Consider the following 26985-nt stretch of genomic DNA (forward strand, 5'->3'; position numbering starts at 1 on the left):
GGGATGGAATCAGCGGTCGAGATTTGCCTCAATCATACTGCTCTTGAAATTTGAGAATCAATTGATTCCTTTTTGATCACCATGAATTGTGACTGAGCCAGTGTTCACGATGCCGACTGGTGAATTGAATGTTGGGCCTCCACTTGATGATGATCTTTCACACAGCCTCCAGCTTCAACTGAGCAATTTCATAGTTATAGAATCCACAGTTTTCTTGCGTTGCTTCAATAGCTCTAAGAACGCTCTCCCCAGCAGGAGAAGATAGAAGCCTGAAGAGAGCTGGCAAATTCTCAGGCGATATGGTGTAGTTTCTAGCCCGACCTAAGTCGTAGGCTGCAATGCTCCAAATCACTTCGTGGTGCTCGGGAAAGTCGCCCAAATTCTTAGAGTCGAGCATTTTGATTAGATAGGGAATTGCTTCCCAGCACTTGAATCTTCCTAAAACTGAGGCAATGCACAAATCAGTAATAGGATCTCTATGCTCCTGAAGCTCAGTTATCAAATGAGGAAGAACTTCCTCAGTTGCTACGTTTCTCAGAATCAATGCAAGTTTCCAGCGAACCCAAACGACAGGATGAAGAAGCCCTTTAACTAAATCTTGAATGCCTTCTTCAGTAAGATATTTTTTAATTGCATCCTTGCCACCTAACTCCCTAAGCTTATGAGCGGCAGTTCTACTTAAGACAGGGTTTTTGTGGAAGGTAATATCCAAAAGTCTTCGAGCAATTCCTATATCTTCGATATCGCCTATTGCTTTGATGCCTTCTAAAATGACATCAGGCTCTGAATCATCTAGCGCCATCAGAATCCCCGGCATAATATCTTCTGTATCTATTTTAGGTAAGGCGAAAACGGCGAGTCGCCGCACTTCTGGATCGGAATTATTTCTAATTATATTGATAAGTCTTTTAATTGAAGATTTCTCTCTAGATTCAGCTATCTCTATTGCGACTGAAGAGCGAACTAAGCAATCAGGAGACTCAAGGAAACTAAACAGGAGTTCGAGGCTGGCAAAGGTCCTGATCCTTCCAATTACCATGACTGCGCTCATTTGGGTCTGACGCTCTCGAGTCTGGAGAGCAGGCGCTAATTTTTCTAAAACCTCATGCTCATTTAACTCCGCTGAATGCCATAGCTCGTAAACCGAACGAGCATCAACACTTAGATAATCGATAACATCTGGATGCAAGCTAAACTTCCCTTCCTCGGGATTCTTTTCAGCAGGAAAACTAGCTTGAGAATCAGAAGAGTTCTGTATGTCTCCATCATCTATCGTCTGTAATATTTTTTTCATTCTGTTTGAGTCTCGACTAGCCTGCGAATCTTCTGGGATTTCGTCTTTCCTATCTAAGATTAATAGTTGAATGTAGGCAAGTCCTCTTACAGAGCGATCAGAATCATTGAGAAGAGGAAGAAAATACTGTGTCTTAGCTCGTGAACCCATCTCTTTAAGAAGCTTGAGTTGAAACCATGTCGGTTTTTCTGGAACAATATGTGCCAAATAATTTAGGATGACCCCTGTAATATCTTCCTGAGGCTGAATCTTCATTGTCTTGAATAATCTTGCACTCAGCAGCAAGTCAACCTTTAATGTTCGATTAATAATTTGAGTTGCGAGCGTTTCATCATCATGCATTGATAGCATCAGCGCTATTGACTCAGTCCATTTCCGTTGATTCAAATAAAAGTACTGAAAACGCAGAGCATCAGTCCAATCAGGGTGTTTTTTTTGAAATCTAAGCAACAGTTCCTCAGCCGCATAATATTCTTGAAGTGATTGATGGCAAAACTTGATTCGGCGATTACCTGGCTTTCCATAGAACTTGAGCAAATGACAATTACGTAGAAGCTTTAGCGCTTGTTCGGAATCTAAGATGTTTTGAGCATCAATCTCAGACAACTCTAATCGGAAGTCAGTAAGATTCTCTGTGTTGCTAGACCGCATCATCTCAAACGCTAGCTTGCTGAGTAGAGTTCGTGATTCGGGTAAATCAATCCCTTCTTTTGATCGTTCTAAGTAAAGCGTGGTAAATCTTCGATATGCTTCACCGCGAGTCTCTGGGATTTCCTTATTGGTGTTAAATATGCAGTACAGCATCCACACTATTAAGGGTGTATCACCAAAATCTTTGACTCGATTTCCCAGTTCTTTTAATTTCTCCTGGCTAGTGCCGGGTAAATGCTCTTTGAAGAAACCAATGACTTCATCGTAAGTTAGGGGTTGAATTTCTAGCCTTTGACCAAGTTCTCCCCAATCTCCTTCATTTCGGCTTGTGGCAATTGTACGAACATTTTTACAGTATTGTGTGATTTCAGGTTTTGCCCTTTCATTGGGCAATTCATTAAAACCATCTATAAATAGTGCAAGTCGCTTTTCCTTTCGTATCTGCTTTAAATCCTCTTTGTCTAAATCGGGATTATGGCTTTGCAGAAAGCTTAGGATCAACCCTTCTGTCTTGCTATTTTCTCCTGCTGTTTCATAAGACTTCAACTCAATCAACACAGGGATCAAGTTAGACTCACCTTTCCGAGCCTTCAGCACAGATGCATAAAAGAGCTTTGAAAGCAGCGTAGATTTCCCAGAACCTGAACTGCCAAAAATCAGTAAACTCTTGTCACCAAATTCTTGTATGGCCTGCAAGATTGGCTGTCTCTTGGTTTGCTGCGATTCGCCATCTTGCTGTGATTCATTTTCTCGTTGATGCTGGGTTTCAACTTTCGTGTCTAAACCAAACTCAAACCATGTGGAGTCATCAATTTCATCGATAAAGGCGTAAGGCCGCCAGTAGTTCTGATATTTTTCGCAGACCGAATCTAAGTACTCTTCAAATCTTTCAGTGGTCCTACTTCCTTCTATTTGATTGAGATTCGGTCGCAATCTATCACTGATAAAAATGGAATGGCTGTTGAGGAGTGAATACCAAGCCTCTTGGTCTCTTCTTCCTCGGTTGCTGGTAAGGATTTGTCCTTCATCACATAGAATTTTCCAAACTACACTTGCTTGATCTTGGTTTGAAATTAGTTTTGATAAAAATGACTGAGCAATTCTTGCTCCTTGCTGGTCATCTTCAAGATCTCGGACAATGATGCGGAGTCTGCGAAAAATGTCCGAGTTATCGTCTGGCAGATTCGCGCTGACAAGCTTATCTTGAAACTCTCTTGTGATACTCTTCAAGCTATCAAAGCGACCTTGTCCAATCCTTTCCAGATCTTTACGCAAATCGTTTTGAATCGTCTGACTAGCTGTGGAGTCGGTCAGTAGCACTCCATATAGACTCGGATTCTCATATAATCCTTGAGCTAATTTCAACAGCGGTTCAAAAAGCTTGCCCTTCCGCAAGCCATGCTTTGCTTGTAACTCAACGATGACACCGTTTTGCAGCGCAATGCAAAGGTCATCTCCCGGTCCACCTGTTTCAGCAGCTACAGCTACCGGAATATCTGGGGCTCCAGTTTCAAGCCGCCAGCCCAATGGCTCACCCGCCAAAATATGAGCGGCTACATATCCAATAGCGTTGTGTTGGTATTCATATCCGCCAGAGCCACCACTGCCACTCATTCCAAAAAAATCTGAAAATGATACGAAGCTTTGGACAGAATTGCGATTACTGTCCCTAACGAGCGATTGTAGCTACTTTAAGCAGCGATCGCGTAGGAGACTGGGCTTAAGCGTAGAGGTGGTAGTTCAGTACATAACCCCCACAGCGACTTTTTGGGCTCCGGCTGTGGATGCTGCAAGGCTTGCTCAATCTCAGGTGCAATGCGCTCAATTAACCTGACCTGATCCAGTACAGAAAACTGTCTGACCAGCACCAAAACATCATTCCAGGTCATGGGAAGTTCACCCTTACTTCAGCCCCTATGATTTTCATTCTACGGACACCAGGGATGCTGTGGCCGATAAGCCGATGATCCCTCCCCACAACATGGCATGGTGCGCTTACCGTCTCGACCTCCTAGCCGCCGCCTGCACCCGCCTCACCCCCTACCTTGCCCACAGTCGCAACCGCACTGATGTCGATCGCGCCCTCTGCAACCTCCCACCCCTAACACCCTAACCTCGTCCCACGCTCCCGCGTGGAGACACCCCCCCTGACGCTCCAGCGTCCTCCAAATCTGGGCGCACAGAGCGTGGGAATAATGGGGAAGCTACACTAGAAGTAGTGATCATCTAAACCTGTGCCGCCATGGCCCTATCACTGCCCCTGGAGCTAAGACAATTTGCCGATCGCCAGATCGCTAGCGGCAAATACACCTCTCTAGATGAAATCCTCCTGGCAGGATTACAAGCCTTGGCTGAACGGGAACAGGTTTATCAGGGCCGCTTTGAAGACCTACGCCAAGACATTTTGATCGGTGCTGCCGAAGCCGAACGCGGACACCTCCTCGATGCAGCAACCGAAATTGACGCCATTCGGCAACAGCTACGAGAACGCCACACCGAACCATGAACCGCCCCTGCCGCATTACCCCTCGCGCCAGTTCAGGATATTGAAGCGATCGCCGCATCTATCCTCGACGACCTCCTCGCCGCCGCCTGCCAGCGCCTGCCAGCGCCTCATCCCCTACCTGGCCCACAACCGCAATATTTCTGACGACGATCGCGCCCTCTGCCACCTCCCCCCCTCAACCCACCACAACCCTAGCCTGCTGAAGGGGACGGGTTCCTAGCAAAACGCGATGGTCCATAGGGACCGGTCTTTGACCATCGGGGTGAGGGAGATTACGGGTTAGGAACCCGTCCCCTGACCGGGTGAGCGGTGGGTGTGCAAAGGGGACGGGTTCCTGGGCTGGGGTACTCTGCAACCAATCCCTGCCGTCGAACGAGGTAGCCTACCAGATAAGTAAAATAGCGTTAAACCCAAGCTAGCCCCATCGCCCAGCTCTGTATCCCCCGAGAAGTTCAGCCATGACCACCCTCGAACAAATCCAGCAAGACATCCAAACGCTGCCCAAAGACGCGCTGAACCTGCTGGCCCAATTCATTCAACTGCTCAAGAAAAGTCAGGCCGTTACCCAAGAACAGGCCCACACTGAACAGCCTGAAAAAGGGAGCAGCGCTGCTATTTTGAAGTTTTTACACAACTACCCTCTAGCGCCCGAACATCAGCGCACGGCCTTAGAGATCAATCAGCAAATCAGTGAGGAGCGCACCGCATGGGAGTAGCGCCCATCAAAGTGTATTTAGATAGCTGCATTGTCATCTACTTGCTCGAAGAACATCCCCAATTCAGCAGCATTGTCCGCAATGCCTTTGAGACATCTAAAAATAGACAATTCTGCATCTCACCCCTAGTAGAGCTGGAATGTCTAGTTGGCCCCTTACGTGCCCAAAATACACCGCTGATTCAGCGTTACGAAAACTTTTTTCAGTGCCAGATTATTTTAGATATTGAATCTTCAACCTATCGCCATGCCGCCGAACTACGAGCGAGACATAGCTTGAAAACGCCCGATGCACTACACCTCGCGATTGCCCATCACTACGCCTGCACAGAACTCTGGACTAACGACGATCGCCTGAACACATCTGCCGCTAGCAAGGCTGTCAACCTATTTTCTAGCTAAGGTTGTAGACCGCTCTTCCATCAATCCATCCTCAACGCCACGCCGAACCTGAACCGCTCCTGCCGCATTGCCCCTCGCGTCAGTCAGGATATTGAAGCGATCGCCGCGTCTACAGCCTCGACCTCCTCGCCGCCGCCTGCCAGCGCCTCACCCTTACTTCGCCTACAACCGCAATATTTCTGACCAGAGCGCGCCCTCTGCCACCTCCCCCCCTCAATCCGCCACAACCCTAAGCTGGTGAAGGGGACGGGTTCCTGGCAAAGCGCGATGGTCCATAGGGACCGGTCTTTGACCATCGGGGTGGGGGAGATTGCGATTAGGAACCCGTCCCCTGGGGGGTAGCGTTCCCAAGACAGGATTCCAAGCGCGATCATCTGCATGTACAGCGTTCAATCTTCACTGAAAAGCGCGATCGCGGATAGTGAAGTTGACAGCTAAAGCCGATTACGCTTTGGGATGGTGTAGAGCACTGGCCTTGAGAGGAAGAGACCAAGGTTTTGGTGAGCATAGTTGAAGGGGCGATGGGTGAAGTATTTTAGAATTTAAAGATTCAATTGCGGTGATCATTGGTATAGCGAATGCGGGCTCCAGCCCACTGAAGCTTGCTGCGGAGGGTGCGGTAGTAGGAATAGTCTTGGCTAAGGACAATGAAATTGGCCAGACAGTCGGCCATGCGAATATCCACCCGCTGACCAGGCCAAATCCCCGTCGCCAGAACCCCATCCATCCAGAGTTTCGTAGTGACATCGGGATCCACTAGGGGCCAAACACTCACCACAGAGCCCGGTGGCAAGACAATGGGACGGCTAGACAGACTCAGCGGGGCAATGGGCGTGACCACGATCGCATCCATGCCGGGATGGATAATGGGGCCATTGGCAGCAACGGTATAGCCCGTGGACCCCGTGGGGGTGCTGATCAGAAGCCCATCCCCCTGGTATTGGTCCACCACCTCCCCATCAATTTCCATTTCCAGAATTGAGGTGATCATGCGATCGGGAGAGGCAGGTTTGACACACATTTCGTTCAGAGCCAGGTAGCGATCGCTGGCGGGGTCTAAGTTGGTGCGGTTGCCCTCAAAGATCTGAGCCTGCAACATCATGCGTCGCTGGACCGCAAAGTGATCGCTTAGGAGCCGTTCCCAAATTTTCTCAAAGGATAGATCCTCCGGAGACTCGGATAAAAATCCTAGATGGCCACCAATATTGATCGCCAGGATGGGCACATTGTCCGCCGCCAGATTGCGCGCCGCCGCCAATGCCGTGCCGTCTCCCCCCAACACCACCGCCAGATCAATGGGGGCGGGGGCCGAGGCCAAAAAGACCGGATAGGGATTATCCTTGGGACCGCTTGGCCCCACCAAGGTCTGGCACCCTAGGGCCTGCAACTGCTGAGCACAGGTCTCTGCTTGACGCTGGCTCTGACGGTTACCTGCCTTGTAGGCAATAATCACTTGCTTAAGCTGCACGGTCTGGCCATACTCCTAAGGAACACTGCGCCCCTCTATTCTATGGAGGTGTTGATAGTACAGCTCACCTCTGAAAATCCCGCTTTACCCGAAGGTGGCAAGGTGGTTTCAGGTTTCAGGTGACGGGTGATGGGTGATGGGTGATGGGGTAAATCCCGTAGGGGCGAGTTTAGCCCGTATGTAGCGGGTAATTCAGGATGGGAGGCTCAAAACCCGCCCTGTTGTTGCCGGGTGATGGGTGACGGGGGGTATAGCCTAACGGCATTCAAGAAAGGCGTTGGCAAAGCCACTCCAGGAGAGTTAGCCTGCCCGTTGGCGATGAGCCTACCGTGGCATAGGGCTTGGGACGAAGCTGGGTTCGGGGCGTACTTCGTTGCCGTATTTGCGGACCTGCCATCTAGGGTTTATGGAACTGGCGGCGAAACTCACTGGAGGCCATTTCCCCAGCGGCCTCGACGATTTTGCCCACGATAGGATGGACGATGACGCTGGTCACTGCCCCAGAGAAGGTGGGTAGATTCTTGACGAACCACTGGCGCACATAGGCCATGGTGGTAATGTCGGGGGTCTCTTCCGCGATCGCGGTTTCCAGTTCCTCCAACCGCTCCAGTGCTGCCTGTTGCTGCTCAGCAGGGGCAGCAACGGCCACATCCCCTCGCAGGGTAGCAAGAAGTTGATGGATCACCGCCCGATCCGCCTCAGAAATTGCGGCGGCGGGCTGCACCTGTTGCGTTTGCTGAATCTGATTGCCGATGGCAACCTGACCCGCGAGGCTATCCACATTTACTGTGGCTTGGATGTTGGGGTTGGGTTGGGATTGGGGGGAGGGCATGGGAGTGAGGGTATTGGGGTATTGGGGTATTGGGGTATTGGGGGTTATTTTCGTAGGGGCGGGTTTAGCCAGAACCTATCGGGTAATTCGGTAGTGATCAATCAAACCCCGCCCTGTAGCGGGTGACCGGTATTGGGGTATTGAGGTGGGTAGGGGCGAGCGGTGCTCGCCCTGCCAGGGAGTGGGGGAATTTTGAATTGAATTACCCGTAGGGGCGCGGAAACCGCGCCCAAGGCAGAATGCCGCTATGGGGGTGCAGTGCCTGCGCTTAATGCAGGATTCGCTGTAGGGGGACGGTTTCCGCGTCCAATTCAGGATGCCCCAATATTGCCTGAGATCGGTCCCAGCTATAGAGATTAGGACTCGCGCCGCGATCCTGGAGTTCCTGGCCCTGGCACCTAGTACCGCAGGGCGTAAATCAGTCCACTATTGTCGCACCAGCCCAACCTTTTCCGGTCCCCTCTCCCCCTGGGAGCTAATCCTGTAGGGGTTTTGCACAAGTCTATGAGCGAATCGCAGATCCCTTGTTCGGTAGAGGATAACGCCGATGACATGGACTAAGCTGGTGCTAAAAGTTAGCGAACGTTAGCGGTATCCCAATGTCAGAGTTTAGCCAATTAAGTGCCTTTCGACCGCAGGTAAAAAAAGTCTGAACAAAGCCTACGAGCTGTCCTGCGAGCAACCGACCCTGTCCTTTTCGAGCTGCCTGGGCAATAGTTTCAGGCAAACCGTCGCTGGGTTGTTTGCGAGGGACGAGATGAACGATTCAACAATGTTGTCAGGTCACGTAGCGGCGACGCGAGAGCGGGCGCAGGCGAGCGAGAGCGAGTATCTGATAGCGGCGCAAGACACAACGTACTATAACTACTCAGGTCAGGGGCAGATGACGGGGCTCGGGGTCATCCAGGGCAAGGTGCGGGGTCTGATGCAACACAACGTATTGCTGATGGATGANAGGGGCCTGCCACTCGGGGTCATCGACCAACAGTACTGGACCCGANGCGGGGCGATGGACTGGCCTGCCTCCCAGAAAGAGTCTCAAAAGTGGTTCAACGGACTGGCTGCGGTCAACCAACAGGCTCAGGGGTCGAACCAACGTTGGGTGGTGACGGGGGACCGTGAGAGCGACATCTTCGACTTCTTCAAAGCGCCACGGGAGTCGAATGTCGACCTGCTGGCGCGGGTGTGTCAACCGCGTCGGGTCGAAATCACCACAGATGGAGTGGTCTGCCCGTTACCCATGACCAGTGCGCACCTCGACGACTACGGATATTATTGTGTGCAGATTGAGCGTCAGGTGGAAGGCAAGCGACGCACCGTAGACCTGACGCTCCACCTGCAAGCCGCCACCGTTCAAATCTACCCCAACCAAGACTTGAGCCCGGCGCGCCATAAGACCCAACCCCTCTCGCTGGTCGTGGCGACGGAAGTCGCTTGTGTCGATGCCAAATCCCAAGCGGACTGCTTCGAGGCCGACAATGCCTTGTCCTGGTCGCTGCTGACCAGTTTGCCGATTGAACACGTGGACGACGTGCAACGCATTGTTCGGTTCTACGCTCTACGCTGGCGCATCGAACGACTGCATTTCACCCTCAAGTCAGGGGCGTTAAATGTCGAGAAGTTACAGTTTGATGATGTCCATACCTTGGTCAATGCCTTAACCTTCTACTCAGTGGTCGCTTGGCAACTGTTGGGACTGACCTATGCCTTGCGACATGACCCGGAACAACCTGCGGAGACGATATTTGAACCCGATGAACTGACCCTGTTGCGTCATCTGTCGGGCCAACCGGTGGACTCGCTGCGGCAGGCCACTCTCGCGTTAACTAGATTGGTTGGCTTTGCCCCGTCTAAGAAGCAACCCTGGCCAGGGGGCAAAGTCTTAGCCACGGCCATTGAACGCTTCTTTTTTGTTAAACAAGGGGCTGCTGCCGTTTCCAAACCCCTACAGGATTAGCCTGGGAGAGGGCTAGGGTGAGGGGCCGAGTGTGCCACGATGGAACGGCCAGGGTATTTACGCCGCAGAGTACTAATAGTCTGCCTTCATCCTTCTGCCTTCTGCCTTCATCTCAACGGGGCCAACTAACCAAACCGTTTCTGTTGTGAGGGTGGTGTACATGCGATTAGGGTGACGGCTCAGGGCTTGCCACGCCGCTAGGGTATACACCAAGGCATCTACGGGAACAGGAATGGTGGCAAAGTCCCAGCGCAGGGATAGCCTCGGGTCGATCCTAGACCCTCGCGGCTCCTCGGATGCCTGACTGCTGGTGACAATGATCACGATATCTAAATCACTGCCTACTCCGGCTTGGTGACGGGCGTAGGAGCCAAAGTAACCCAGGGCTAAGATGCTGGGATCATTAGCGATTGCTGCCTCAGCCCACGCGATCGCGGCTGCCACCACTGCCTGGTGGCTGGGCCATCGCATCACGGACGAATTCAGCGATCGCACGGGCATAATAAGGATCCGGGTTCCTAAGCCGACAGGTAGGTGTAGCGGCTGAGGCTGTGCTCATAGTGCTGGAGCAGGAGTTGCGATTCCTCCAGCGTGATGGCCTTGTCCTGGAGTGCCCGCTCCGTGCGGCGACGGATATTTTCGATCAGATCCTCAGAGTCGTACTGGACATAACTCAACACCTCCGTCATGGTGTCTCCCTTGACCACATGCTCGATGGTGTAGCCCTGGGGAGTGAGTTGAATATGGACCGTGTTGGTGTCGCCAAAGAGGTTGTGGAGGTTGCCCATAATCTCCTGGTAGGCTCCCCCCAGAAACAGTCCTAGGTAATAGGGCTGTTCCGGTGTGAGGGAATGGAGTTCCAAAACGGGTTTCACATCCCGTAGGTCAATGAACTGATCGATCTTGCCATCGCTGTCACAGGTAAGGTCCGCTAGGGTGCCCCGGCAGGTGGGTTCCTCGTCGAGGCGGTGGATGGGCAGGATGGGAAAGAGCTGGTCAATGGCCCAGCTATCGGGGGCCGACTGGAACACCGATAGGTTGATGTAGTAAATCGAGGCCAGACTCTTTTCCAGATTCTCCAAATCGTCGGGCACATAGTCTTCGTGGCGCACCACGTCTAGGATGCGGCGGCAACAGGACCAGTAGAGCCGCTCAATCTTGGCCCGATCCGTCAGACTTAGGTAGCCAAAGTTGAAGAGGCTAATGGCCTCGTCTTTGAATTGCACCGCGTCGTGGTATGCCTCTTGGTAGTTGTGGATGCTGACGGACTGGTAGGCATCGTAGAGTTCTCGCAGCAGGGCGTGGTCTTCGTCACTGGGGAGGACGGGGGTGGTGAGGCCGGGGGCCTCGCTGGTGCTGAGGACATCGAAGATCAGCACCGATTGGTGGGATGCGATCGCGCGGCCACTTTCACTAACCAGAGTGGGGACGGGGATTTCCCGAGCGGCGCAGGCTTCCTTGACCTCCGCCACCACATCATTGGCGTAGTTTTGGGTGCTGTAGTTCTTAGAAGCGTGGAAGTTGGTTTTGGACCCGTCGTAGTCGATGCCCAGTCCGCCGCCCACATCCAGATAGCCCATCTTTGCCCCCAGCCCCACCAGTTCCACATAGACCTGACAGGCTTCCCGCAGAGCATCCTTGACCACGCTAATGGCAGAGATTTGGGAGCCGATGTGGAAGTGGAGCAGTTGCAGACAGTCCAGCATTTCCGCCTGCTTCAGGGTTTCCACCGCCGACAGCACCTCGGGGATGGTGAGGCCAAACTTGGCCCGGTCCCCTGCCGACCCCCCCCAGCGGCCAATGCCCTTGCTGCTGAGTTTGGCCCGCACCCCCAGGATGGGGCGAATCTTGAGGTGGCGGCTGGCGGCAATGACCAGATCCACCTCCTCCAACTGCTCCAGCACAATAATCGGGGTCTGCCCCAGCCGTTGGCTGAGCATCGCGGTTTCGATATATTCCCGGTCTTTATAGCCATTGCAGATAATCAGTGCCCCTGGCGTATTCAGGGTGGCTAGGGCAATCAGCAACTCTGGTTTAGACCCCGCCTCTAGGCCGAACTGGTGGGGCTGGCCAAAGCGCACCAGATCTTCTACTAGGTGGCGTTGTTGGTTGCACTTAACCGGGAACACGCCCCGGTAGGGGCCGTTGTAGTTGTAGCGGGCGATGGCGCGGGCAAAGCAGGCGTTCAGACGCTCTAGGCGATCTTCAAGAATGTCGGAGAAGCGAATCAAGATCGGTAGCCCCAAGTTTCGCTGCTTCAGGGACTCCACCAGTTCGTACAGATCTAGGGAACCGCCGCGAGCACCCCGAGGCGACACCGTTACATGGCCCGCTGCATTGATGGAAAAGTAGGGGTCGCCCCAGCCCTGAATGCGATACAGTTCTTCGCTCTGCTCAATGGTCCAGCGTTGGCGGGGCACAGGTCGCACCAATGCCGATCCGGTAGGGGAGGCAGTTCCCTTGGTTGTGTCCCCATTGTGCTGTTCCATGGCATCCATGGCCTTGCTCCTCCTTGAAAATATGGCTCTCAAAATGCAGCTTGTACAATGCCGATCCTCTTCCCGTGTGTTGGGGAAGAGATCCGTCATCCCCCCTATATTCTCCCAGGAAGCAGAGTGGTTTCATGCCGGCGTAGAAAAATGAGGATGGGCTGAGTCATTATCTTGAGCCTCAGCCCATGCCCCTCATAGAGCAATTAAAACAAATTCCCGACCATCGCCATCTGCGGGGGCGTCGCCACCCCTTGTGGATGCTACTAATCCTGAGTTTGCAAGGAAGTCGGGTAGTCTTCGTATTGCAGGATACAATTCTCCTGGGGACTCCGACGGCCTCAGTCCTAATTCTCCTATCCCAGTAAGCATTGTGGTCAAAGCCTTTGCGGTGCCAGCGGCTGCTTGGCAGCATCAGTTTATCCAGACGAACCGAGTCAGACTCCACTATGTCACCCAAGGAGAGGGGGACTTAGTCGTTCTTTTGCACGGTTTTTTTGAGTTTTGGTACTCCTGGCGACACCAGATCCCAGTGTTGGCTCGCCGGTATAAGGTAGTTGTCCCCGATCTGCGCGGCTACAATGATTCCGAAAAGACTTCTAGCGGCCATGATTTGGTGACGCTTACCGCTGATATTGCAGGGCTAATTCGCGGTTTAGGCTATCGCACTGCCCATGTTGTGGGCCACGGCTGGGGAGGAACCGTGGCCTGGTCCTTAGCCCAAACCTCCCCCGAACTTCTGAAGCGGTTGGTGATTCTCAGTGGGGTTCATCCTCACCAATGGCGGCAGACCCTAGGCCAAAATCTGGACTCCCTGCGGCGAAGCTGGCCCCTGGTGGTCTCTCAACTTCCCCCTCTGCCCGACTGGATTCTGCAATCCGTCGTTCCGGAACTAGTCACAAGGCTGTTTCAGTCGGAATCTGTTCGCAAGACGGCCTTTACGCGGCAGGATACCCAACTCTATGAGGCGGCTCTACGGAAACCGGGTGCGATCGCAGCGGCCATTCAACAATACAGCCAAGCCTTTAGCTGGCAGAGCTGGTTTACCAATACCCTGACGCCCCTCCCCATCACAACGCCCACCCTCGTACTGTGGGGGCAGGAGGACACCCTCCTGAGTCACCACCTAAATGACGGCATGGAACGATATATGACAGCGCCTTTAGAACTAAGACAAGTGCCCCAGTGTGGTCATTGGATTCAACAGGAGGTGCCCCATACTGTGAATCGAGCCCTGTTAGATTTTCTATAGATGGGCCGTAACGTCCCCAGAAGCATCCATGGGTACACTATGGATGCTTGGCGCTTGACTCACAAGTCGCGAAGGCGGGGTTAGTCCAGTCCTATCCTCCCTGGAGAACTTGACTAAGTCCCCAGTTTCGTGACCCAATTTGGGCAAGGCTTTATAGCTATAGTTGCAGCCCGACGTCGGCCCCACATCAGAATAGCCCCCGCCTTTTTAACCCCAGCGGTCGGGATTGTCGGTGTCCCCACAGGTGAGTCTATGCTCCCCTTGCTCTCCTATGGCCCACGGTAGACGCCATTGCTTTTTTGATCACGCTGTATGGATAACCTCTGCCCGTACACCATGCACACGGGAACCCTATGCTAGACCCTAAAGCTCTCAGTGAATATGCCCTTGCCCACCTAGACTCTTCCCAGGAAGATGTGCAGCGCAGCTTAAATTTGTTTCAAGCTTTTAAGCGAGTCTACGATCAAAATCCTGCCCTTGTGACGGAGCTGCTAAATCTAGAAACCCCGGCAGCACAGAGCACTCTGCGGTCAGACCATCTCTGCTATGTCCTAGGTTTAGTCACCGATAAACAGCCCTTAATCCTGACCAATTTGTTGAAGGGGCGATCGCAGATTTTCCTGCGGACTAGTAGCGGACTCCCCATTTGGACGATTGGGCGCGATCCCCAAAAGGCAGCCCTATCCCTACGTGATCGTCGCCTTTCTCGCTGTCATGCAGCCTTGGTGTATGACAAAAATCACGGGTTTATGATTCACGATTTGGGCAGTACCAATGGCACCTTTGTGAATGGAGTCCGGATTCGCCATGGTTATACCCTCCAGGATGGCGATCATATTCGCCTAGGGAGTCTCAACTTCCGGTTTTTCCACGCCACGGAGTTTCGTCGCACCGCTGCACCGTCGGCGGAAGTACTTCAGTGGCTAGATGATATGACCATTCCTCCTACAACGCCCATCCCTGAGGAAGAGAACATGGAACACGAGCCAGACAGTACTCCCAATTTAGAAGAGACCCTTCATTTTCTCCGACGCAATAGTCGGGATGGCGGTACTGGAAATGGGCCATCCCACCCTAAGGGATCTCTGAATTAGAGCGTCTCCCCATCATCAAAATGGGGACACCGTGACACGGTGTCCCCATTTTGATGATTCTGAAGAGGTTTCCACCCATTTTTATGGGTAGGATGTATGGCGGTTCCCTAAATGTATGACGTACACCTCAACTTAATGACACTTCGGCGAACAAGGGGCTTAAGCCCCTTGTCTATCCTTAACCCGAGGGAGAACCGCTGTATACCTAAATCGCCTTCGTAAATAGAATTGCCCAGACCACGCCAGCAGAGGCGACGGCAACAAGCAAATTAGTAAATAAGCGACCGGTTTCTGAGTTGTAGCCGAGGATTTTATCCTCTTGACCGGCGGTAAAAAAAAGAGACCAAGCCTGGTTGCCGCTGATGGCTTCAGAACGGTTAAAGGTGGGGCGAAAGACTACGGGACCGAGTAGTTCTTGGCGGGGAAAATCAAGATCGCTTCTCATGGGAATGCTCCTTCAATAAATGGGCAGTAAATAAATGGGCAGGGAGTAGAAGCTGCCATGGGGCGTTGGAGGGAGACGGTCTAAAGTTGGGTGAGCCAACCGATGACGCCGTGGCCCGTCAGCACTTCAAATGCGATCGCGGAGATAAAACCAACCATGGCAAGACGACCATTCATCCGTTCGGCGTAGACATTGAAGCCAAACTGCTGACTGTCATCCACGTAGACTTTGGGCTCAATAGCAAAGTTGTTCAAGCGGTTACCGTCTTCAGTGGTGTATCCGTTGGATGTCATGGGTATTTCCTGTGGTGATGCCACCAACGTAACACAATGTAAATCGTTTTGTAAACAAATGTTGCAAAATATTGACGTTCTGGCCATCACTAAAAGGTCCTCGGGTTCCTACAGTCCCCTGGGGCAGGGGCTGGACAGGTAAGCGGATCTGACAAAATCCAGTCAAATAGTGGCATTTCATGAGCCATTGGTGGCGGATCAAAGCCAACATGATTCCTGGCCTGTCATGCTCCAGACTGAACAGGTAGTCCTACGGATAGGGCCAATGGGAGATAAGTGCGATCGCACTTAGAATTGCGTAGTTCTGGGGACGCCAGTTTTCCCCAGTTCAAATGAGAATAGGTTCAATTCTGAAGAACGCACGCAGAGATTGCCAGCCCGCCGTAAGGGGGCAACTTTAGGGCGGTTGGTCCTTTGCCAGGAAAGCGTCCTTACAGGTGAATTGCCTGACCTCGGGGGCTTTATGGGGTCAGGCAATTTTTTTTAGAGAATTTGTTCGAGTCCGTAAATCAAAGACTTAAGGGGCAAAATACGGCGGATTGCCAGCAGTACCCCCGGCATGTAGCAGGCGCGATCGCTGGTGTCATGGCGCAGGGTATAGAGTTGCCCTGGAGCCCCAAACAATACCTCCTGGTGGGCGATCAATCCGGGTAGGCGCACACTATGGATACGAATACCGTCGGCAGTAGTGCTTCCTCGTGCCCCCGCCAGCTTTTCGGTCTCTTCTACCTGGGGCGAGTTATAGGTCTTCTTCAACCCTTGCAACATTTGTGCGGTTTGCAACGCCGTTCCACTGGGGGCATCAGCTTTTTGGTTGTGGTGCAGCTCAATAATCTCTACATGCTCAAAGTATTGGGCCGCCTGAACTGCCGCCTGTTGCAGCAACACCATGCCAATGGAAAAGTTGGGAATAATCAGACAGCCAATGCTGGCCTTTTCAGCAAACTCTGCCAGATCCTGCAACCGTTCAGGGCTGAGGCCCGTGGTGCCGACAACGGGACGGACACCGTATGCGATCGCAGCCCGCACCGACTCATACACCGTGCCGGGATGGGTGAAGTCCACCATCACCCCCAGCCCTTCACTCTGGGCCATCACCAAGGCAGCCTCCAGATCGGCGGTGATAGGCACCTCCACCGGACCACAGCCCACCACCTCGCCGATATCTTCTCCCTGTACGGCAGGATTCTTATCAATCGCACCCACCAGGGTCATATCCTCTGCCTGGGCAACTGCTTTAATCACCTCACGGCCCATTTTGCCGCAGGCTCCGTTGACAACAATAGGAATAGTGACTGGTGCTGCCATAGGTTGCTCTCTGATTCTGAGGAGGGTTTAGTCAGGCTGACACAATCGCCTGACGCCAACAGGATTACCGTAATCTCTAACCCATCCTACTGGACTGCTGGTTGACAAGCATCAGGCCACGGAACAAACCGCTCCGAGGTATCTCGAAGCAAAGCATATGAGATTCGCAAAAAGTGTTCCAGCCCCAACGAACATCGAACCCAGATCACACCAGGGTGCGATCACTCAAAATTTCGTGCCCGCTTTCCGTCACTAGGACCGTGTGCTCAAACTGGGCCGACAGGGCCTTATCCACCGTCACCACGGTCCAGCGATCCTTGAGGGTACGGGTATGCTTGGATCCCGCATTCACAATCGGTTCAATCGCCAAGGTCATACCCGCTTGCAGCGTGACATTGGGCAACTGACGGGTGCGAAAGTTGAACACCGATGGCGGTTCGTGGAGATTGCGCCCTACACCATGGCCCGTGTAGTCCTCCACGATACTGTAGCCGTAGCCCTGGACACAGTCTTCAATAGCCCCCGCCAGATCCAGCAGCGTATTGCCCGGTTTCACCTGGGCGATCCCCGCGTACAGTGCCGCTTCTGCCGCTGCCATCAGCCGCTGTGCCGCTGGGGAAATTGCCCCCACCGCGATCGTAATACAGGAGTCCCCATGGAAACCCTGGTAGTAGGCCCCCGTATCCACCTTGAGCAGGTCCCCAGCACGCACCACCTGACGCCGCCGGGGAATACCGTGAACCACCTCATGGTTCAAGCAGGCACAAATACTAGCGGGGAAACCGTGGTAACCCTTGAAACTGGGGGTTGCTCCCATAGCCCGGATTCGCTCCTCGGCATAGGCATCTAGATCCGCCGTTGTCATTCCCGGCTCCACCCGCTCCCCAATTTCCTTCAGCACCGTCGCCACAATCCGGGCAGCTTGGCGCATGATCTCAATCTCCGCCGCCCCCTTGATCTCCACCCCCCGCACCCGGCGCTGTCGCTGTCGCCGTTCCCCCATAGGGGCCACCTTCGGCAACAACTGTGTCAAAAAATTCATGTCCAGTTCCTAAAAACCCGATATTTGCCACACCAAAGCTTCAGCAGTGTAACGCGCCACCAGCTTCCAACCCCAGATCACCTAACCTCCGTTACAGCGTGACCACAGCCCGCCTCCAGCACATACCCCCCATTCCCAACACGTTTATAGACAACAACCGAGGCCATGACCTACAATTGAAGACTGTGCGCTTTTAGAAAAACCATGCATGCTGAAGAAGCGATTCGCTCCTTAGAAGCGGATTATCTCAAAGACGACCTCCCCCTGATCTATGTGGGCGACACCGTGCGTGTCGATGTCCGCATTCAAGAAGGGGGCAAAGAGCGAATTCAGCCCTACGAGGGCACCGTCATTGCCATGCGAAATGGTGGCATTAGCGAGTCCATCACCGTTCGGAAAATCTTCCAGGGGGTGGGCGTAGAGCGGGTTTTTCTGCTGCATGCCCCTCTCGTTGCTAGCATCAAGGTAATGCGACGCGGCAAGGCTCGTCGGGCCAAGCTTTACTACCTGCGCGATCGCATCGGGAAGGCAACCCGTCTCAAACAACGGTTTGATCGTCCTCTATAGGCAAGCTCCGAAGATTGAGGCGGCGCGGGCTACCGCTCTGCCCATGTTACGATTAGAGAACTAGTTAGGACAGTCGAGTCCCCCATGCGTCCTTAGTTCAGTTGGTAGAACGCAGGTCTCCAAAACCTGATGTCCGAGGTTCGAGTCCTCGAGGGCGCGCTGGGCTAACACTGCTATCGACCCAAAGATTCGCGAGGTTTTTCCTATAAGCGAATCTTTGGGTACGATGGTGTTTTGGGTATTGCAAAGCTGAGGCAGTCGCAGTGGCTAAAAAGGAAGCAGAAAAAGAAGTCAAGCGGGATGCAGCAGCATCCGCAGGGAGTGGTGGTTTTAACCTCTCCCAATTCTTGAAAGGGACTCAAGAGGAGTTGGGTAAGGTTGTATGGCCAACTCGTCAGCAGCTCATCAGTGAGTCGGCGGCAGTGATCCTGATGGTGAGCCTTTCTGCCACCTTGATTTACTTTATCGATCAATTTTTTGGTTGGGCGTCCGGGCAGGTGTTTTGATGATCATGGCAGACGAATTTAGCCCCGATGATGGCCTTAACCCAAGTGACGAGGGCATAGAGAATAATACCGAAGTCTCCCCCGAGTCCCTAAAGCGCTCTGCCCGCTGGTATGCAGTTCAAGTAGCCTCCGGGTGCGAAAAAAAAGTCAAACTGAGTTTGGAGCAACGTCTCCAGACCCTAGATGTGGCAGACCGGGTTCTCCAGATTGAGATTCCCCAAACCCCCATTCGCAGGATTCGCAAGGACGGTACCCACCAAAACGCCGAGGAAAAAGTCTTCCCAGGCTATGTACTTATTCGCATGGCCCTTGATGATGAGGCTTGGCAAGTGGTAAAAAACACCCCCCATGTGATTAACTTTGTGGGCGCAGAGCAGCGGCGCGCCTATGGCCGTGGGCGGGGACACGTAAAGCCGATGCCCCTTAGTCGCGGCGAAGTAGAGCGTATCTTCAAGCAAGCCCAAGAGCAAAAACCCGTCGTCAAAATTGATATGGAGGCGGGCGATCGCATTACGGTGCTCTCTGGCCCCTTCAAGGACTTCGAGGGCGAGGTCATTGAAGTTAGCCCCGAGCGCAGTAAGCTCAAGGCATTGCTGTCCATCTTTGGACGGGATACGCCCGTAGAGTTGGAATTTAACCAAGTTCAGAAAGAGAGTTAATTAATGGCAAAGAAGGTTGTCGCACTCATTAAGCTGGCTATTCCAGCCGGGAAAGCTAACCCCGCCCCCCCCATAGGTCCAGCCTTGGGGCAACACGGGGTTAACATTATGGCGTTCTGCAAAGAGTACAACGCTAGAACCGCTGAAAAAGTCGGCCTGATTGTGCCGGTGGAAATTTCCGTTTTTGAAGATCGCAGCTTCACCTTTATTCTCAAGACCCCTCCTGCTTCCGTGCTGATCAAAAAAGCCATCGGCATTGAAACCGGATCGGGGGAACCTAACCGGGTCAAGGTAGGCAGCATTACTCGGGCGCAACTCAAGGAGATCGCCGAGACAAAGATGCCTGACTTGAATGCTAACGATGTCGAAGCAGCTATGCGCATTATCGAAGGCACCGCCCGCAACATGGGCGTCACTGTGGCTGATTAGGTTAGGTATCTGCCCGACCTAAATAGAGCCCATGTCCGACTGAATCATTTATTTATCGGGGGAGAAGCAGCGCTTCGCTAATACCCCAAGGAGTTCATTACCATGACGAAAAAAATTTCCAAGCGTTTGCAAGCCCTGCATGAAAAGGTCCAAGATAGGCTCTATGAACCAGCAGAAGCGCTACAACTCCTGAAGGATACTGCCACTGCTAAATTTGTGGAATCTGCTGAGGCTCATATCCGTCTAGGCATTGATCCAAAATACACGGACCAACAGCTCCGCACGACTGTCATTCTGCCCAAGGGAACGGGGCAGACTGTGCGGATCGCGGTTATTGCTCGGGGAGAAAAGGTCAACGAAGCCAGTGAGGCTGGAGCCAATATTGTTGGTTCCGAAGAGTTGATCGAAGAGATTCAAAAGGGCATGATGGACTTCGATGTCCTGATTGCCACCCCCGATATGATGCCCAAAGTGGCTAAGCTGGGACGACTGCTGGGTCCCCGAGGTTTGATGCCGTCCCCCAAAGGGGGAACCGTCACCTTCGATTTACCCCAAGCCATTGAAGAATTCAAGGCGGGAAAACTAGAATTCCGAGCTGACAAAACTGGCATCGTTCATGTTATGTTTGGCAAGGTGAACTTTGAGGTTGGAGATTTACTAGTCAATCTCAAAGCGCTTCAGGAGTGTATTGATCGCAATAAACCCTCTGGTTCTAAGGGGCGCTATTGGCGCACGATTAATATATCTTCGACCATGGGTCCCGCGATTCCTCTAGAGATTAGTTCCCTACGGGATATTAAGCTTTCAGAGCTGACGTAACCCAGTCTTCAGAAGCGAATCAAGAGAAGGCCAAGTTGCTACAACATCTCATTTTGAGGACAAGCGCGACTCCAAAAATCCAGTGAGTTTTAACTGAATAGCAACCCAAGACAGCAGGCGCTGCTAAGCCAGCTTAATGTCCTGCCGAGGTGCATAGAAGAGATAGAGTTCCGCGATCGCGCTGTGGACCTTTATCTTTCCTTGAACCCCGGCTCCCCACCGGGGTTTTTGATTTGGTGTATGTTGAATGCCTGCTTGTCAGGTCTTTGCGGTTGCTAGATATAGCAAGAGTCACTATCGCTAGGACGTTTCAAAGCCTGGAACGAACAAGGGGCTTAAGCCCCTTGTCCTAACCTAGATGGCCACTGCCATAGCGCTTGTCTTAGAGCTTCGCAACCATCCCTAACGAAAAGGAGGTGAGACTGAATGGGGAGAACATCGGAGAACAAGAGAGAGATCGTTGCCGATCTTAAGACCATCCTAACGGAAGCCCAACTGGCCTTTGTGATTGATTACAAAGGTCTATCCGTTGCTGAGATGACAGACCTGCGGAATCGTCTGCGGGAAAAAGGTGGCACCTGCAAAATTACCAAGAATACCCTCATGCACATCGCTGTCGATGGCGATGAGGCTTGGCAACCAATGCAGGATTTCCTGAAGGATTCCTCGGCATTCCTCTTTGTCAAAGAGGATTTTAGTGGGGCGGTTAAGGCTTACAAGGAATTCCAGAAAGCCACCAAAAAAACCGAACTGCGGGGGGGCGTCATGGAAGGACGTGCCCTTTCCAAGGAAGAGATAGAAGCCATTGGGGATCTGCCTTCCAAGGAGCAGCTATACGGGCAAATTGCGGGTGCCCTCAATGCTCTGGCAACCAAGCTGGCCGTGGGTATCAAGGAAGTGCCTGCTTCCCTCGCAAGGGGAATCAAGGCGGTTTCTGAGCAGGAAAGCGACGCCGCCTAGTCTACACAAGCAAGCGGTTTACCTTTCCCAATAGGTGAGGTTATGGCCCCTGTGCAGACTCATCCCAGTTGACCGAATTTGACCAAATTGACCCAAAAGGAGAGTTTTAGAATGTCTGCTGCAACCGATGAAATTTTGGCAAAGCTACAAACCTTGACCCTGCTAGAAGCAGCGGAACTGGTTAAGCAAATTGAAGAGACCTTTGGCGTCAGTGCTGCGGCTCCTGTTGGCGGCATGATGATGGCGGCGGCTCCTGGCGCGGCGGCTGAGCCTGAAGAAGAGAAGACTGAGTTCGATGTGGTGCTAGAGGAAGTGCCCGCCGACAAGAAGATCTCCATTCTGAAGGCTGTGCGCGCTCTGACAGGTCTGGGGCTGAAGGAAGCGAAGGAGCTGGTTGAATCAGCACCTAAGGCTATCAAGGAAGGCGTCTCTAAGAATGACGCCGAAGATTCCAAGAAGCAAATTGAAGAAGCCGGTGGTAAGGTTTCTGTGAAGTAGAAGGCCCTTTGGAGGCGCGATGGCCCTTTGGGGTCGGTCTTTAGGCCATTGCGATCGCGCCTCCACCCTTTGACTGAACGCTTTACCTACAAGCTCTATCTGAAACTCTGCAATCACTGCTGAAAGACCGTCACCATAACTAGCCGCTAGCAACTCATGGGAATTCCTGGTGTATTGTGGCTCCCTGGGGCAAGTGTTAGGCTGTATCCGATTTAGCGCGCCAAATATAGCGTTACGAGGTCGGATAGAGTGATGACTTACTGCAAACAACTACGTGTCCTTAGTGTAGGGACCGCTTTCCTGCTATCAACCGCAGGTGCGATCGCAATTACAGCCCCCAATGGGGTAGCCCAGGGATTGAACCGTTCGACAACTCAGATAGCCCAAGCGGCTTTCTCCGATATCGGCGACAACATTTATCGTATCGAAATTGTACGAGCCGCCGACCTTGGCTTTATTGCTGGTCCGGGGGACGGCACCTTTCGCCCCAACACAACTGTCACCCGAGAGCAGGCTGTCTCTATTATTTTGGCCGCCATCGGCGTGACTGATGCCCAACTCGCCGCAGAAGTGGGCAACCTGCCTAGCCGTTTCCGTGATGTTCCGGCTGACCGCTGGAGTGCCAGCAAAATCACCTACGCTGCTACAACGGATATTGTGTCGGGTTACGCCGACAGTACCTTTAAGCCCACCCAGGCAGTGACTCGGGCCGAGCTGATGGCCATGCTCAGAAAGGTAGCCGACCGCTACTTCAGTGGCCGTCCCCAGCAGCCCAGCTTTGCCTTTGCCGACACCAGCACCCATTGGGCCAATGAGACCATTGCCTACCTGTCAGGCTACTGTAATGTCGCCACACCCCTAGGGGAGCAAGGGGTCAACTTTGCCCCTAACAACGGTGCGACCCGAGCCTTCACCGCTGCCGCAATTGTACGGCTCTATGACTGTAGCCAGACTGCCGCTGCTCCAGACACCACGCCTCCCCCAGACACGACGCCACCAGTCGCAACACCGATGGCAAGTTATGACGTTTTCACCCTCGCCCCTGGTTTTCTACCTGATCCGGCCACGGGTAGCGGCTTCTCTGGTGGTCCCAATACTGTACCCAACGCCTGTGGTTTCGGCGGCTTTATCAATTCAGCCACCCCAGATCACATCCTGACGGTAGAACAGTCCTTCTCTTATCTCCGCATCAACGTCACCTCCAATGCTGATGTCTCCCTGGTGATGCGCAATAACAAAACCGGGCAATACACCTGCATTGACGACTCCAACGGGACAGTCCTGCCCGAGTTCCAAGGCGCTTTGTCCACTGGAACCTATGACATCTGGATTGGGGATTTTGTGCAAAACCAGAGTTTTGCCTACGACATTTCGATTACTGAATTTCCCCCTGCGGCTTCCGGTCCAGTCACTCCCTCCACCGACAGTAACAGCGCCTTCGCCCGACAGCTTTTGACTGCCCATAATCGTTATCGGACCGAGGTTGGAGCCACCAATCTGAACTGGTCTCCAGTTCTCGCGACCTCCGCCCAGCGCTGGGCCAATCAACTGGCTTCAGAGGGTGCTTTCTACCACAGCGCTGTTGAGCAACGCAATGGTGCAGGAGAAAATTTGGCTAGCAGTGGCCCTCCAGGTCGGCTTTCCGTCACGGATTTAGTCAATCTCTGGGGCGCTGAACAGCAGGCTTTTCTTCCGGGCAAGCCTTTCTCTGACTCTGCTTCTAATACAGGCCGCTGGCAGGATATCGGCCATTACACCCAGATTATTTGGCGCGCAACTACCAGTGTCGGCTGTGGCCTTGCCAGTACTGGGGGGCAAGACATTCTGGTTTGCCACTACGATCCTGCTGGCAATATCACGGGTCAGGTACCCTAGTACTGGGCGGCGGAAATACCCTGGCCGTTCCATCGTGACACACTCAGCCCCTCACCGTTCGGCTGAGCTCACGCCGAAGCCCTAGCCCTCTCCCAAGGGAAGAGGGGACCGGCAAAAAAGACTCCGGAATTCCGGAGTCTTTTTTATGACTATGGCACCTGCATGTTTACCGCATCCGACAGCGTTGGAATCTGAGCCTCGCGACCGAGCACTGTCTGGGAGACGCAGTAAACCACTGCTGCCAGAATCCCCAGTACGACTACATTTACCAGGGTATCGAGGATAAGACCACCCCGGAGAATAGGTTCTAGGACCATGTTAAGAATCAATCGCCCCAAAATGAGGAGAATATCCAGCAGAATAGCCTGCATGGTATTGAAGCGGATAAAGCGGCTGATATTGGTATTGCGGACCACTAGACTCAGCAGCAGAATAAACACAATCAATCCAGCAAAGGGGAAGCCTGTATAAAGGCGTATCAGGGGAGACAGCGGCACCAAAATCAGGGTGAATATAGGAAACTGGGCAAACAGTCCAATATCGTAGCGAACCGCATAGAACAAGGCCAGTAAGCAGACCTCTACGAGGGGTAAGAGGTAGGGAAGAGAGCCGAAGAGTCGGTCTTGGGCCGTTACATTGCCGCGCCAAGTCATCCTAAAACTAAGCCTCCAAAAGATTGCTAACTATACTTGAGCTAATTTGCTTAGGACACCAGATACCTCTCTGATGCTGAGGACTCAAGCAAATTGGCTCACAGTCTGGTCCTAAATCGGACTGACGACTGCTATTAAGCATCTGAAAAGTGTTGACCTAGCTCAACTGGTCCAGCTCAACTGGTTTCTATGCTAACCGAGAGTCGGGGGTTCCTCAATCAGCTCTCCTTAAAATTATTCAAGGTGGGTAGCCATGGGAACTATTCAATGTGGGCAATACGAAACCCCATTTGACATTCATATTGGGCGGGTTGCTCCGCACTGGAATCCGCCAGCAAGCGCCCGCAGCATAGTCTGCCCTGACGCCAACGGGGTTGTCCTGCTTGGTTTGCCATCAAGCAACTTTGGCAGATAGCATCGGGGGCTAGAAGCTGGTTGTCCATCATTACAACCAACATAGGTCATCACCTCCCAGAGAACCTTCAAAGTATCCCATGGGCCTATTTTAGGTCAGCCCCTCGGTGGGCGGTGTGCCTGGGTACACACCTTAATGACTGCGTACTCAAGTTTTAGCAGAAAGATGGTTGCGGATCTGGATTGCGATCGCGGCAGCTTCATCCCATTTAGGCTTGGGTTGGAGCGATCGATAGACCTGTAATTCCAACCCTTGCAGCCCCAGTTCCACCTTGCCTGAATAGCGGGGCTGGAGCAGGAAATGGACATGGTAGGGGGGTTGATCCACCCAAGAGTTAATGTAAATCCGTTCTGCTCCGAGGGCAGCCACCATGGCCTGGGTCAGTCGCTGCAAAAAAGGCCCCAGAGTGGCTGCTTCCTTGGGGGTGAGATCCCAGAGATTATCTCGATGGGTACGAGATTTGACCACAATCGCCCCCAGCCCATGGGCTCCGAGGCAGTGGTCCGCCACCCACCAGGCATTTTCAGCAATCATGCCGCCAGGAACCTGAACCTGACCCGCCAGAATTTGGCAGGCAAGACAGTCAGGATGCTCTAAGGGAGACTTGGAGACCTCAACCATCCATCAGACAGGTATTGAGCTGTTCTCGCAGCACAGCATGGTCTAGGTTTTGGCCAATCAGCACCATTTGGTTCTTGGGACTCCCCTTCCACTCATCGTCATCCAGGGAAAAGCGCTTGCCACTGAGGTGAAAAATGTGGCGCTTAGGGCTTTCATCAAACCAGAGAATGCCCTTGGCCCGAAAGACGGATTCAGGAAGCTGGTTGTCTAGAAAATACTGAAACTTGCGAATAGCAAAGGGGCGATCGCTCTGAAAAGAAAGAGAGGTAAAGCCATCAATGGCTAGATGATCAGAGGCATAGGGACTATGGGTATGACTATGGCCATGGTCTTCAGCATGGTGATCGTGATCGCCGTGGTCGTGCTCACAGTGGCCATGGTCGTGGTCGCAGTTGTCGTGATCATGGTCATCGTGGCCATGGGAGCCATGATCATGGCCATTGTCGGGATTGGCCGCTGCAAAATACTGGTCTGACTCAAATAGGCCCACACTCAGAATCAAGGGTAGGGGCACCTCGGAGCGGGTGGTACGTAAAATCCGTGCCCCCTCCTTGATCTGCCGCAGCTTGACCTCTAGGAGATCCAGATCCGCCTCATCTACCAGATCCACCTTGTTGAGCAGAATAATGTCGCCGTAGGCAATTTGGTTGTAGGCGGCCTGACTATTGAAGAGATCGAGGCTGTAGTTTTCGGCATCCACCACCGTTACAATCGAGTCCAGACGGGTGAGATCCCGCAGTTCGGTCCCCAGGAAGGTAAGAGCAATGGGTAATGGGTCCGCCAGCCCTGTGGTTTCCACCACTAGATAGTCAATCTGGTTCTGACGCTCCAGCACCTTGTAGACAGCGTCCATCAAGTCATTGTTGATGGTGCAGCAGATGCAGCCGTTGCTCAGCTCCACCATCGTATCGTCGCTGCCGGGGGTGGTGATGAGGAGGTCATTATCAATACCAATTTCCCCAAACTCATTCACGAGGACGGCAGTTTTGAGCCCCGCCTGATTGCTGAGGATATGGTTCAGCAGGGTGGTTTTGCCACTACCCAGAAACCCCGTGATGATGGTGACGGGGAGGCCATGTTTGGTATCGTCAAGGGGCTGGGTGGCAAGGGGGGTGGCTGAAGTCATGGCTCAAGGTTTACAGGATAGACGGTGAGGTGAATAGGGCAACAGCGCGATGGCCAGAGGCCGGTCGGAGGCTATAGCCAGAGGCCGGTCGGAGACCCACGCAGTTAAC

At 52.9% G+C, this 26985-nt stretch carries 31 protein-coding genes, 1 tRNA gene and 1 other annotated feature; of the genes, 18 read left to right on the plus strand and 14 right to left on the minus strand.

Annotated elements, in window-relative coordinates:
- Positions 1 to 157: 157 nt before the first annotated feature.
- Both LEP6406_RS0220505 and LEP6406_RS33060 read right to left on the minus strand, forming a co-directional pair.
- Positions 158 to 3559: a HEAT repeat domain-containing protein gene (locus tag LEP6406_RS0220505; RefSeq protein WP_008312669.1), complete on the minus strand. Its 3402-nt coding sequence runs from the start codon at positions 3557 to 3559 to the stop codon at positions 158 to 160.
- 77 nt (positions 3560 to 3636) lie between these two features.
- Positions 3637 to 3834 carry a hypothetical protein gene (locus LEP6406_RS33060; RefSeq protein WP_008312671.1) on the minus strand — a complete coding sequence of 66 codons (198 nt, stop codon included), beginning with the start codon at positions 3832 to 3834 and terminating at the stop codon, positions 3637 to 3639.
- Positions 3835 to 3926: 92 nt separating this feature from the next.
- On the opposite strand from LEP6406_RS33060, the gene LEP6406_RS34930 reads away from it, so the two are divergent.
- The 5 genes from LEP6406_RS34930 (at position 3927) to LEP6406_RS0220520 (ending at position 5568) form a co-directional block, all read left to right on the plus strand.
- Positions 3927 to 4058, plus strand: coding sequence for a hypothetical protein (locus LEP6406_RS34930; RefSeq protein WP_263971204.1), 132 nt, complete (start codon positions 3927 to 3929; stop codon positions 4056 to 4058).
- Positions 4059 to 4187: 129 nt separating this feature from the next.
- Positions 4188 to 4451: a ribbon-helix-helix domain-containing protein gene (locus tag LEP6406_RS0220510; RefSeq protein WP_008312677.1), complete on the plus strand. Its 264-nt coding sequence runs from the start codon at positions 4188 to 4190 to the stop codon at positions 4449 to 4451.
- Positions 4390 to 4671 carry a hypothetical protein gene (locus LEP6406_RS33065; protein ID WP_155834732.1) on the plus strand — a complete coding sequence of 94 codons (282 nt, stop codon included), beginning with the start codon at positions 4390 to 4392 and terminating at the stop codon, positions 4669 to 4671. Before LEP6406_RS0220510 ends, LEP6406_RS33065 begins: the two co-directional genes overlap by 62 nt.
- A 238-nt stretch (positions 4672 to 4909) precedes the next feature.
- Complete coding sequence (locus tag LEP6406_RS29080) at positions 4910 to 5167, plus strand: hypothetical protein (protein ID WP_008312678.1); 258 nt, start codon at positions 4910 to 4912, stop codon at positions 5165 to 5167.
- Positions 5158 to 5568: a type II toxin-antitoxin system VapC family toxin gene (locus tag LEP6406_RS0220520; protein WP_008312680.1), complete on the plus strand. Its 411-nt coding sequence runs from the start codon at positions 5158 to 5160 to the stop codon at positions 5566 to 5568. The genes LEP6406_RS29080 and LEP6406_RS0220520 overlap by 10 nt, the downstream gene beginning before the upstream one ends.
- A gap of 550 nt (positions 5569 to 6118) precedes the next feature.
- On the opposite strand, the gene LEP6406_RS0220530 is transcribed toward LEP6406_RS0220520, so the two are convergent.
- Positions 6119 to 7036: an NAD(+) kinase gene (locus LEP6406_RS0220530; RefSeq protein ID WP_008312681.1), complete on the minus strand. Its 918-nt coding sequence runs from the start codon at positions 7034 to 7036 to the stop codon at positions 6119 to 6121.
- A 397-nt stretch (positions 7037 to 7433) separates the two neighbouring features.
- Complete coding sequence (locus LEP6406_RS30590; protein WP_008312683.1) at positions 7434 to 7868, minus strand: hypothetical protein; 435 nt, start codon at positions 7866 to 7868, stop codon at positions 7434 to 7436.
- A 757-nt stretch (positions 7869 to 8625) separates the two neighbouring features.
- Here LEP6406_RS30590 and LEP6406_RS0220540 point away from each other — a divergent pair.
- A complete protein-coding gene (locus LEP6406_RS0220540) occupies positions 8626 to 9825 on the plus strand; it encodes an IS4 family transposase (RefSeq protein WP_155834733.1) in 1200 nt (399 codons plus the stop codon).
- A gap of 72 nt (positions 9826 to 9897) precedes the next feature.
- Here LEP6406_RS0220540 and LEP6406_RS29090 read toward each other — a convergent pair whose 3' ends face one another.
- Positions 9898 to 10296, minus strand: a complete 399-nt coding sequence (locus LEP6406_RS29090; RefSeq protein WP_051463808.1) for a nucleotidyltransferase domain-containing protein — start codon at positions 10294 to 10296, stop codon at positions 9898 to 9900.
- Positions 10297 to 10343: 47 nt separating this feature from the next.
- Positions 10344 to 12323 (minus strand): biosynthetic arginine decarboxylase, encoded by a 1980-nt coding sequence (gene speA / locus LEP6406_RS0220550; protein ID WP_008311216.1) that lies wholly within the window; start codon positions 12321 to 12323, stop codon positions 10344 to 10346.
- 179 nt (positions 12324 to 12502) lie between these two features.
- Between speA and LEP6406_RS35035 the strand changes: the two genes are divergently transcribed.
- The 3 genes from LEP6406_RS35035 to LEP6406_RS30595 all read left to right on the plus strand — a co-directional run bounded on the left by LEP6406_RS35035 (position 12503) and on the right by LEP6406_RS30595 (position 14660).
- The gene (locus LEP6406_RS35035) at positions 12503 to 12682 is read left to right on the plus strand and encodes a hypothetical protein (protein WP_008311218.1); all 180 of its coding nucleotides are present in this window, start codon (positions 12503 to 12505) and stop codon (positions 12680 to 12682) included.
- 5 nt (positions 12683 to 12687) lie between these two features.
- A complete protein-coding gene (locus LEP6406_RS0220560) occupies positions 12688 to 13566 on the plus strand; it encodes an alpha/beta fold hydrolase (RefSeq protein ID WP_008311220.1) in 879 nt (292 codons plus the stop codon).
- 353 nt (positions 13567 to 13919) lie between these two features.
- Positions 13920 to 14660: an FHA domain-containing protein gene (locus LEP6406_RS30595; protein ID WP_008311222.1), complete on the plus strand. Its 741-nt coding sequence runs from the start codon at positions 13920 to 13922 to the stop codon at positions 14658 to 14660.
- Between the two features lie 205 nt (positions 14661 to 14865).
- Here the strand turns inward: LEP6406_RS30595 and LEP6406_RS0220570 are convergent, their stop codons facing one another.
- From LEP6406_RS0220570 to map, 4 genes are all read right to left on the minus strand, one after another.
- Positions 14866 to 15105, minus strand: coding sequence for a hypothetical protein (locus tag LEP6406_RS0220570; RefSeq protein ID WP_008311225.1), 240 nt, complete (start codon positions 15103 to 15105; stop codon positions 14866 to 14868).
- Between the two features lie 80 nt (positions 15106 to 15185).
- Complete coding sequence (locus LEP6406_RS0220575) at positions 15186 to 15398, minus strand: chlorophyll a/b-binding protein (RefSeq protein WP_008311228.1); 213 nt, start codon at positions 15396 to 15398, stop codon at positions 15186 to 15188.
- Positions 15399 to 15881: 483 nt separating this feature from the next.
- Entirely contained in the window at positions 15882 to 16706 is an 825-nt protein-coding gene (gene dapB, locus LEP6406_RS0220580; protein ID WP_008311232.1) for a 4-hydroxy-tetrahydrodipicolinate reductase, read from the minus strand.
- Between the two features lie 205 nt (positions 16707 to 16911).
- Complete coding sequence (gene map, locus LEP6406_RS0220585) at positions 16912 to 17709, minus strand: type I methionyl aminopeptidase (RefSeq protein WP_409978150.1); 798 nt, start codon at positions 17707 to 17709, stop codon at positions 16912 to 16914.
- A gap of 243 nt (positions 17710 to 17952) precedes the next feature.
- Here map and rplS point away from each other — a divergent pair, with 243 nt between their 5' ends.
- The 9 genes from rplS (at position 17953) to LEP6406_RS31545 (ending at position 24061) form a co-directional block, all read left to right on the plus strand.
- Positions 17953 to 18315 carry a 50S ribosomal protein L19 gene (rplS, locus tag LEP6406_RS0220590; protein WP_008311236.1) on the plus strand — a complete coding sequence of 121 codons (363 nt, stop codon included), beginning with the start codon at positions 17953 to 17955 and terminating at the stop codon, positions 18313 to 18315.
- Positions 18316 to 18401: 86 nt separating this feature from the next.
- Positions 18402 to 18474: transfer RNA gene (locus LEP6406_RS0220595), tRNA-Trp, on the plus strand.
- A 104-nt stretch (positions 18475 to 18578) separates the two neighbouring features.
- Positions 18579 to 18821: a preprotein translocase subunit SecE gene (secE, locus tag LEP6406_RS0220600; RefSeq protein WP_008311239.1), complete on the plus strand. Its 243-nt coding sequence runs from the start codon at positions 18579 to 18581 to the stop codon at positions 18819 to 18821.
- Positions 18821 to 19480, plus strand: coding sequence for a transcription termination/antitermination protein NusG (nusG, locus tag LEP6406_RS0220605; RefSeq protein ID WP_008311241.1), 660 nt, complete (start codon positions 18821 to 18823; stop codon positions 19478 to 19480). The genes secE and nusG overlap by 1 nt, the downstream gene beginning before the upstream one ends.
- A gap of 3 nt (positions 19481 to 19483) precedes the next feature.
- Positions 19484 to 19909, plus strand: a complete 426-nt coding sequence (gene rplK, locus LEP6406_RS0220610) for a 50S ribosomal protein L11 (protein WP_008311243.1) — start codon at positions 19484 to 19486, stop codon at positions 19907 to 19909.
- 102 nt (positions 19910 to 20011) lie between these two features.
- Positions 20012 to 20728 carry a 50S ribosomal protein L1 gene (gene rplA, locus LEP6406_RS0220615; RefSeq protein ID WP_008311245.1) on the plus strand — a complete coding sequence of 239 codons (717 nt, stop codon included), beginning with the start codon at positions 20012 to 20014 and terminating at the stop codon, positions 20726 to 20728.
- 86 nt (positions 20729 to 20814) lie between these two features.
- Positions 20815 to 20968: a sequence feature (ribosomal protein L10 leader region), on the plus strand.
- Positions 20969 to 21154: 186 nt separating this feature from the next.
- Complete coding sequence (rplJ, locus tag LEP6406_RS0220620; protein ID WP_008311247.1) at positions 21155 to 21688, plus strand: 50S ribosomal protein L10; 534 nt, start codon at positions 21155 to 21157, stop codon at positions 21686 to 21688.
- A 111-nt stretch (positions 21689 to 21799) separates the two neighbouring features.
- Positions 21800 to 22186, plus strand: coding sequence for a 50S ribosomal protein L7/L12 (gene rplL, locus LEP6406_RS0220625; RefSeq protein ID WP_008311248.1), 387 nt, complete (start codon positions 21800 to 21802; stop codon positions 22184 to 22186).
- A 252-nt stretch (positions 22187 to 22438) separates the two neighbouring features.
- Positions 22439 to 24061 (plus strand): S-layer homology domain-containing protein, encoded by a 1623-nt coding sequence (locus LEP6406_RS31545; RefSeq protein ID WP_008311250.1) that lies wholly within the window; start codon positions 22439 to 22441, stop codon positions 24059 to 24061.
- A gap of 149 nt (positions 24062 to 24210) precedes the next feature.
- On the opposite strand, the gene LEP6406_RS0220640 is transcribed toward LEP6406_RS31545, so the two are convergent.
- The 4 genes from LEP6406_RS0220640 to LEP6406_RS0220655 all read right to left on the minus strand — a co-directional run bounded on the left by LEP6406_RS0220640 (position 24211) and on the right by LEP6406_RS0220655 (position 26876).
- A complete protein-coding gene (locus tag LEP6406_RS0220640; protein WP_008311252.1) occupies positions 24211 to 24714 on the minus strand; it encodes a Tic20 family protein in 504 nt (167 codons plus the stop codon).
- Between the two features lie 260 nt (positions 24715 to 24974).
- The gene (locus tag LEP6406_RS0220645; protein WP_008311254.1) at positions 24975 to 25172 is read right to left on the minus strand and encodes a hypothetical protein; all 198 of its coding nucleotides are present in this window, start codon (positions 25170 to 25172) and stop codon (positions 24975 to 24977) included.
- 104 nt (positions 25173 to 25276) lie between these two features.
- Entirely contained in the window at positions 25277 to 25750 is a 474-nt protein-coding gene (locus LEP6406_RS0220650) for an HIT family protein (RefSeq protein WP_008311255.1), read from the minus strand.
- Positions 25743 to 26876, minus strand: a complete 1134-nt coding sequence (locus LEP6406_RS0220655; protein WP_008311256.1) for a CobW family GTP-binding protein — start codon at positions 26874 to 26876, stop codon at positions 25743 to 25745. The genes LEP6406_RS0220650 and LEP6406_RS0220655 overlap by 8 nt, the downstream gene beginning before the upstream one ends.
- Positions 26877 to 26985: the final 109 nt, after the last annotated feature.

It is taken from the genome of Leptolyngbya sp. PCC 6406 (genome assembly GCF_000332095.2).
Classification (GTDB): domain Bacteria; phylum Cyanobacteriota; class Cyanobacteriia; order Phormidesmidales; family Phormidesmidaceae; genus PCC-6406.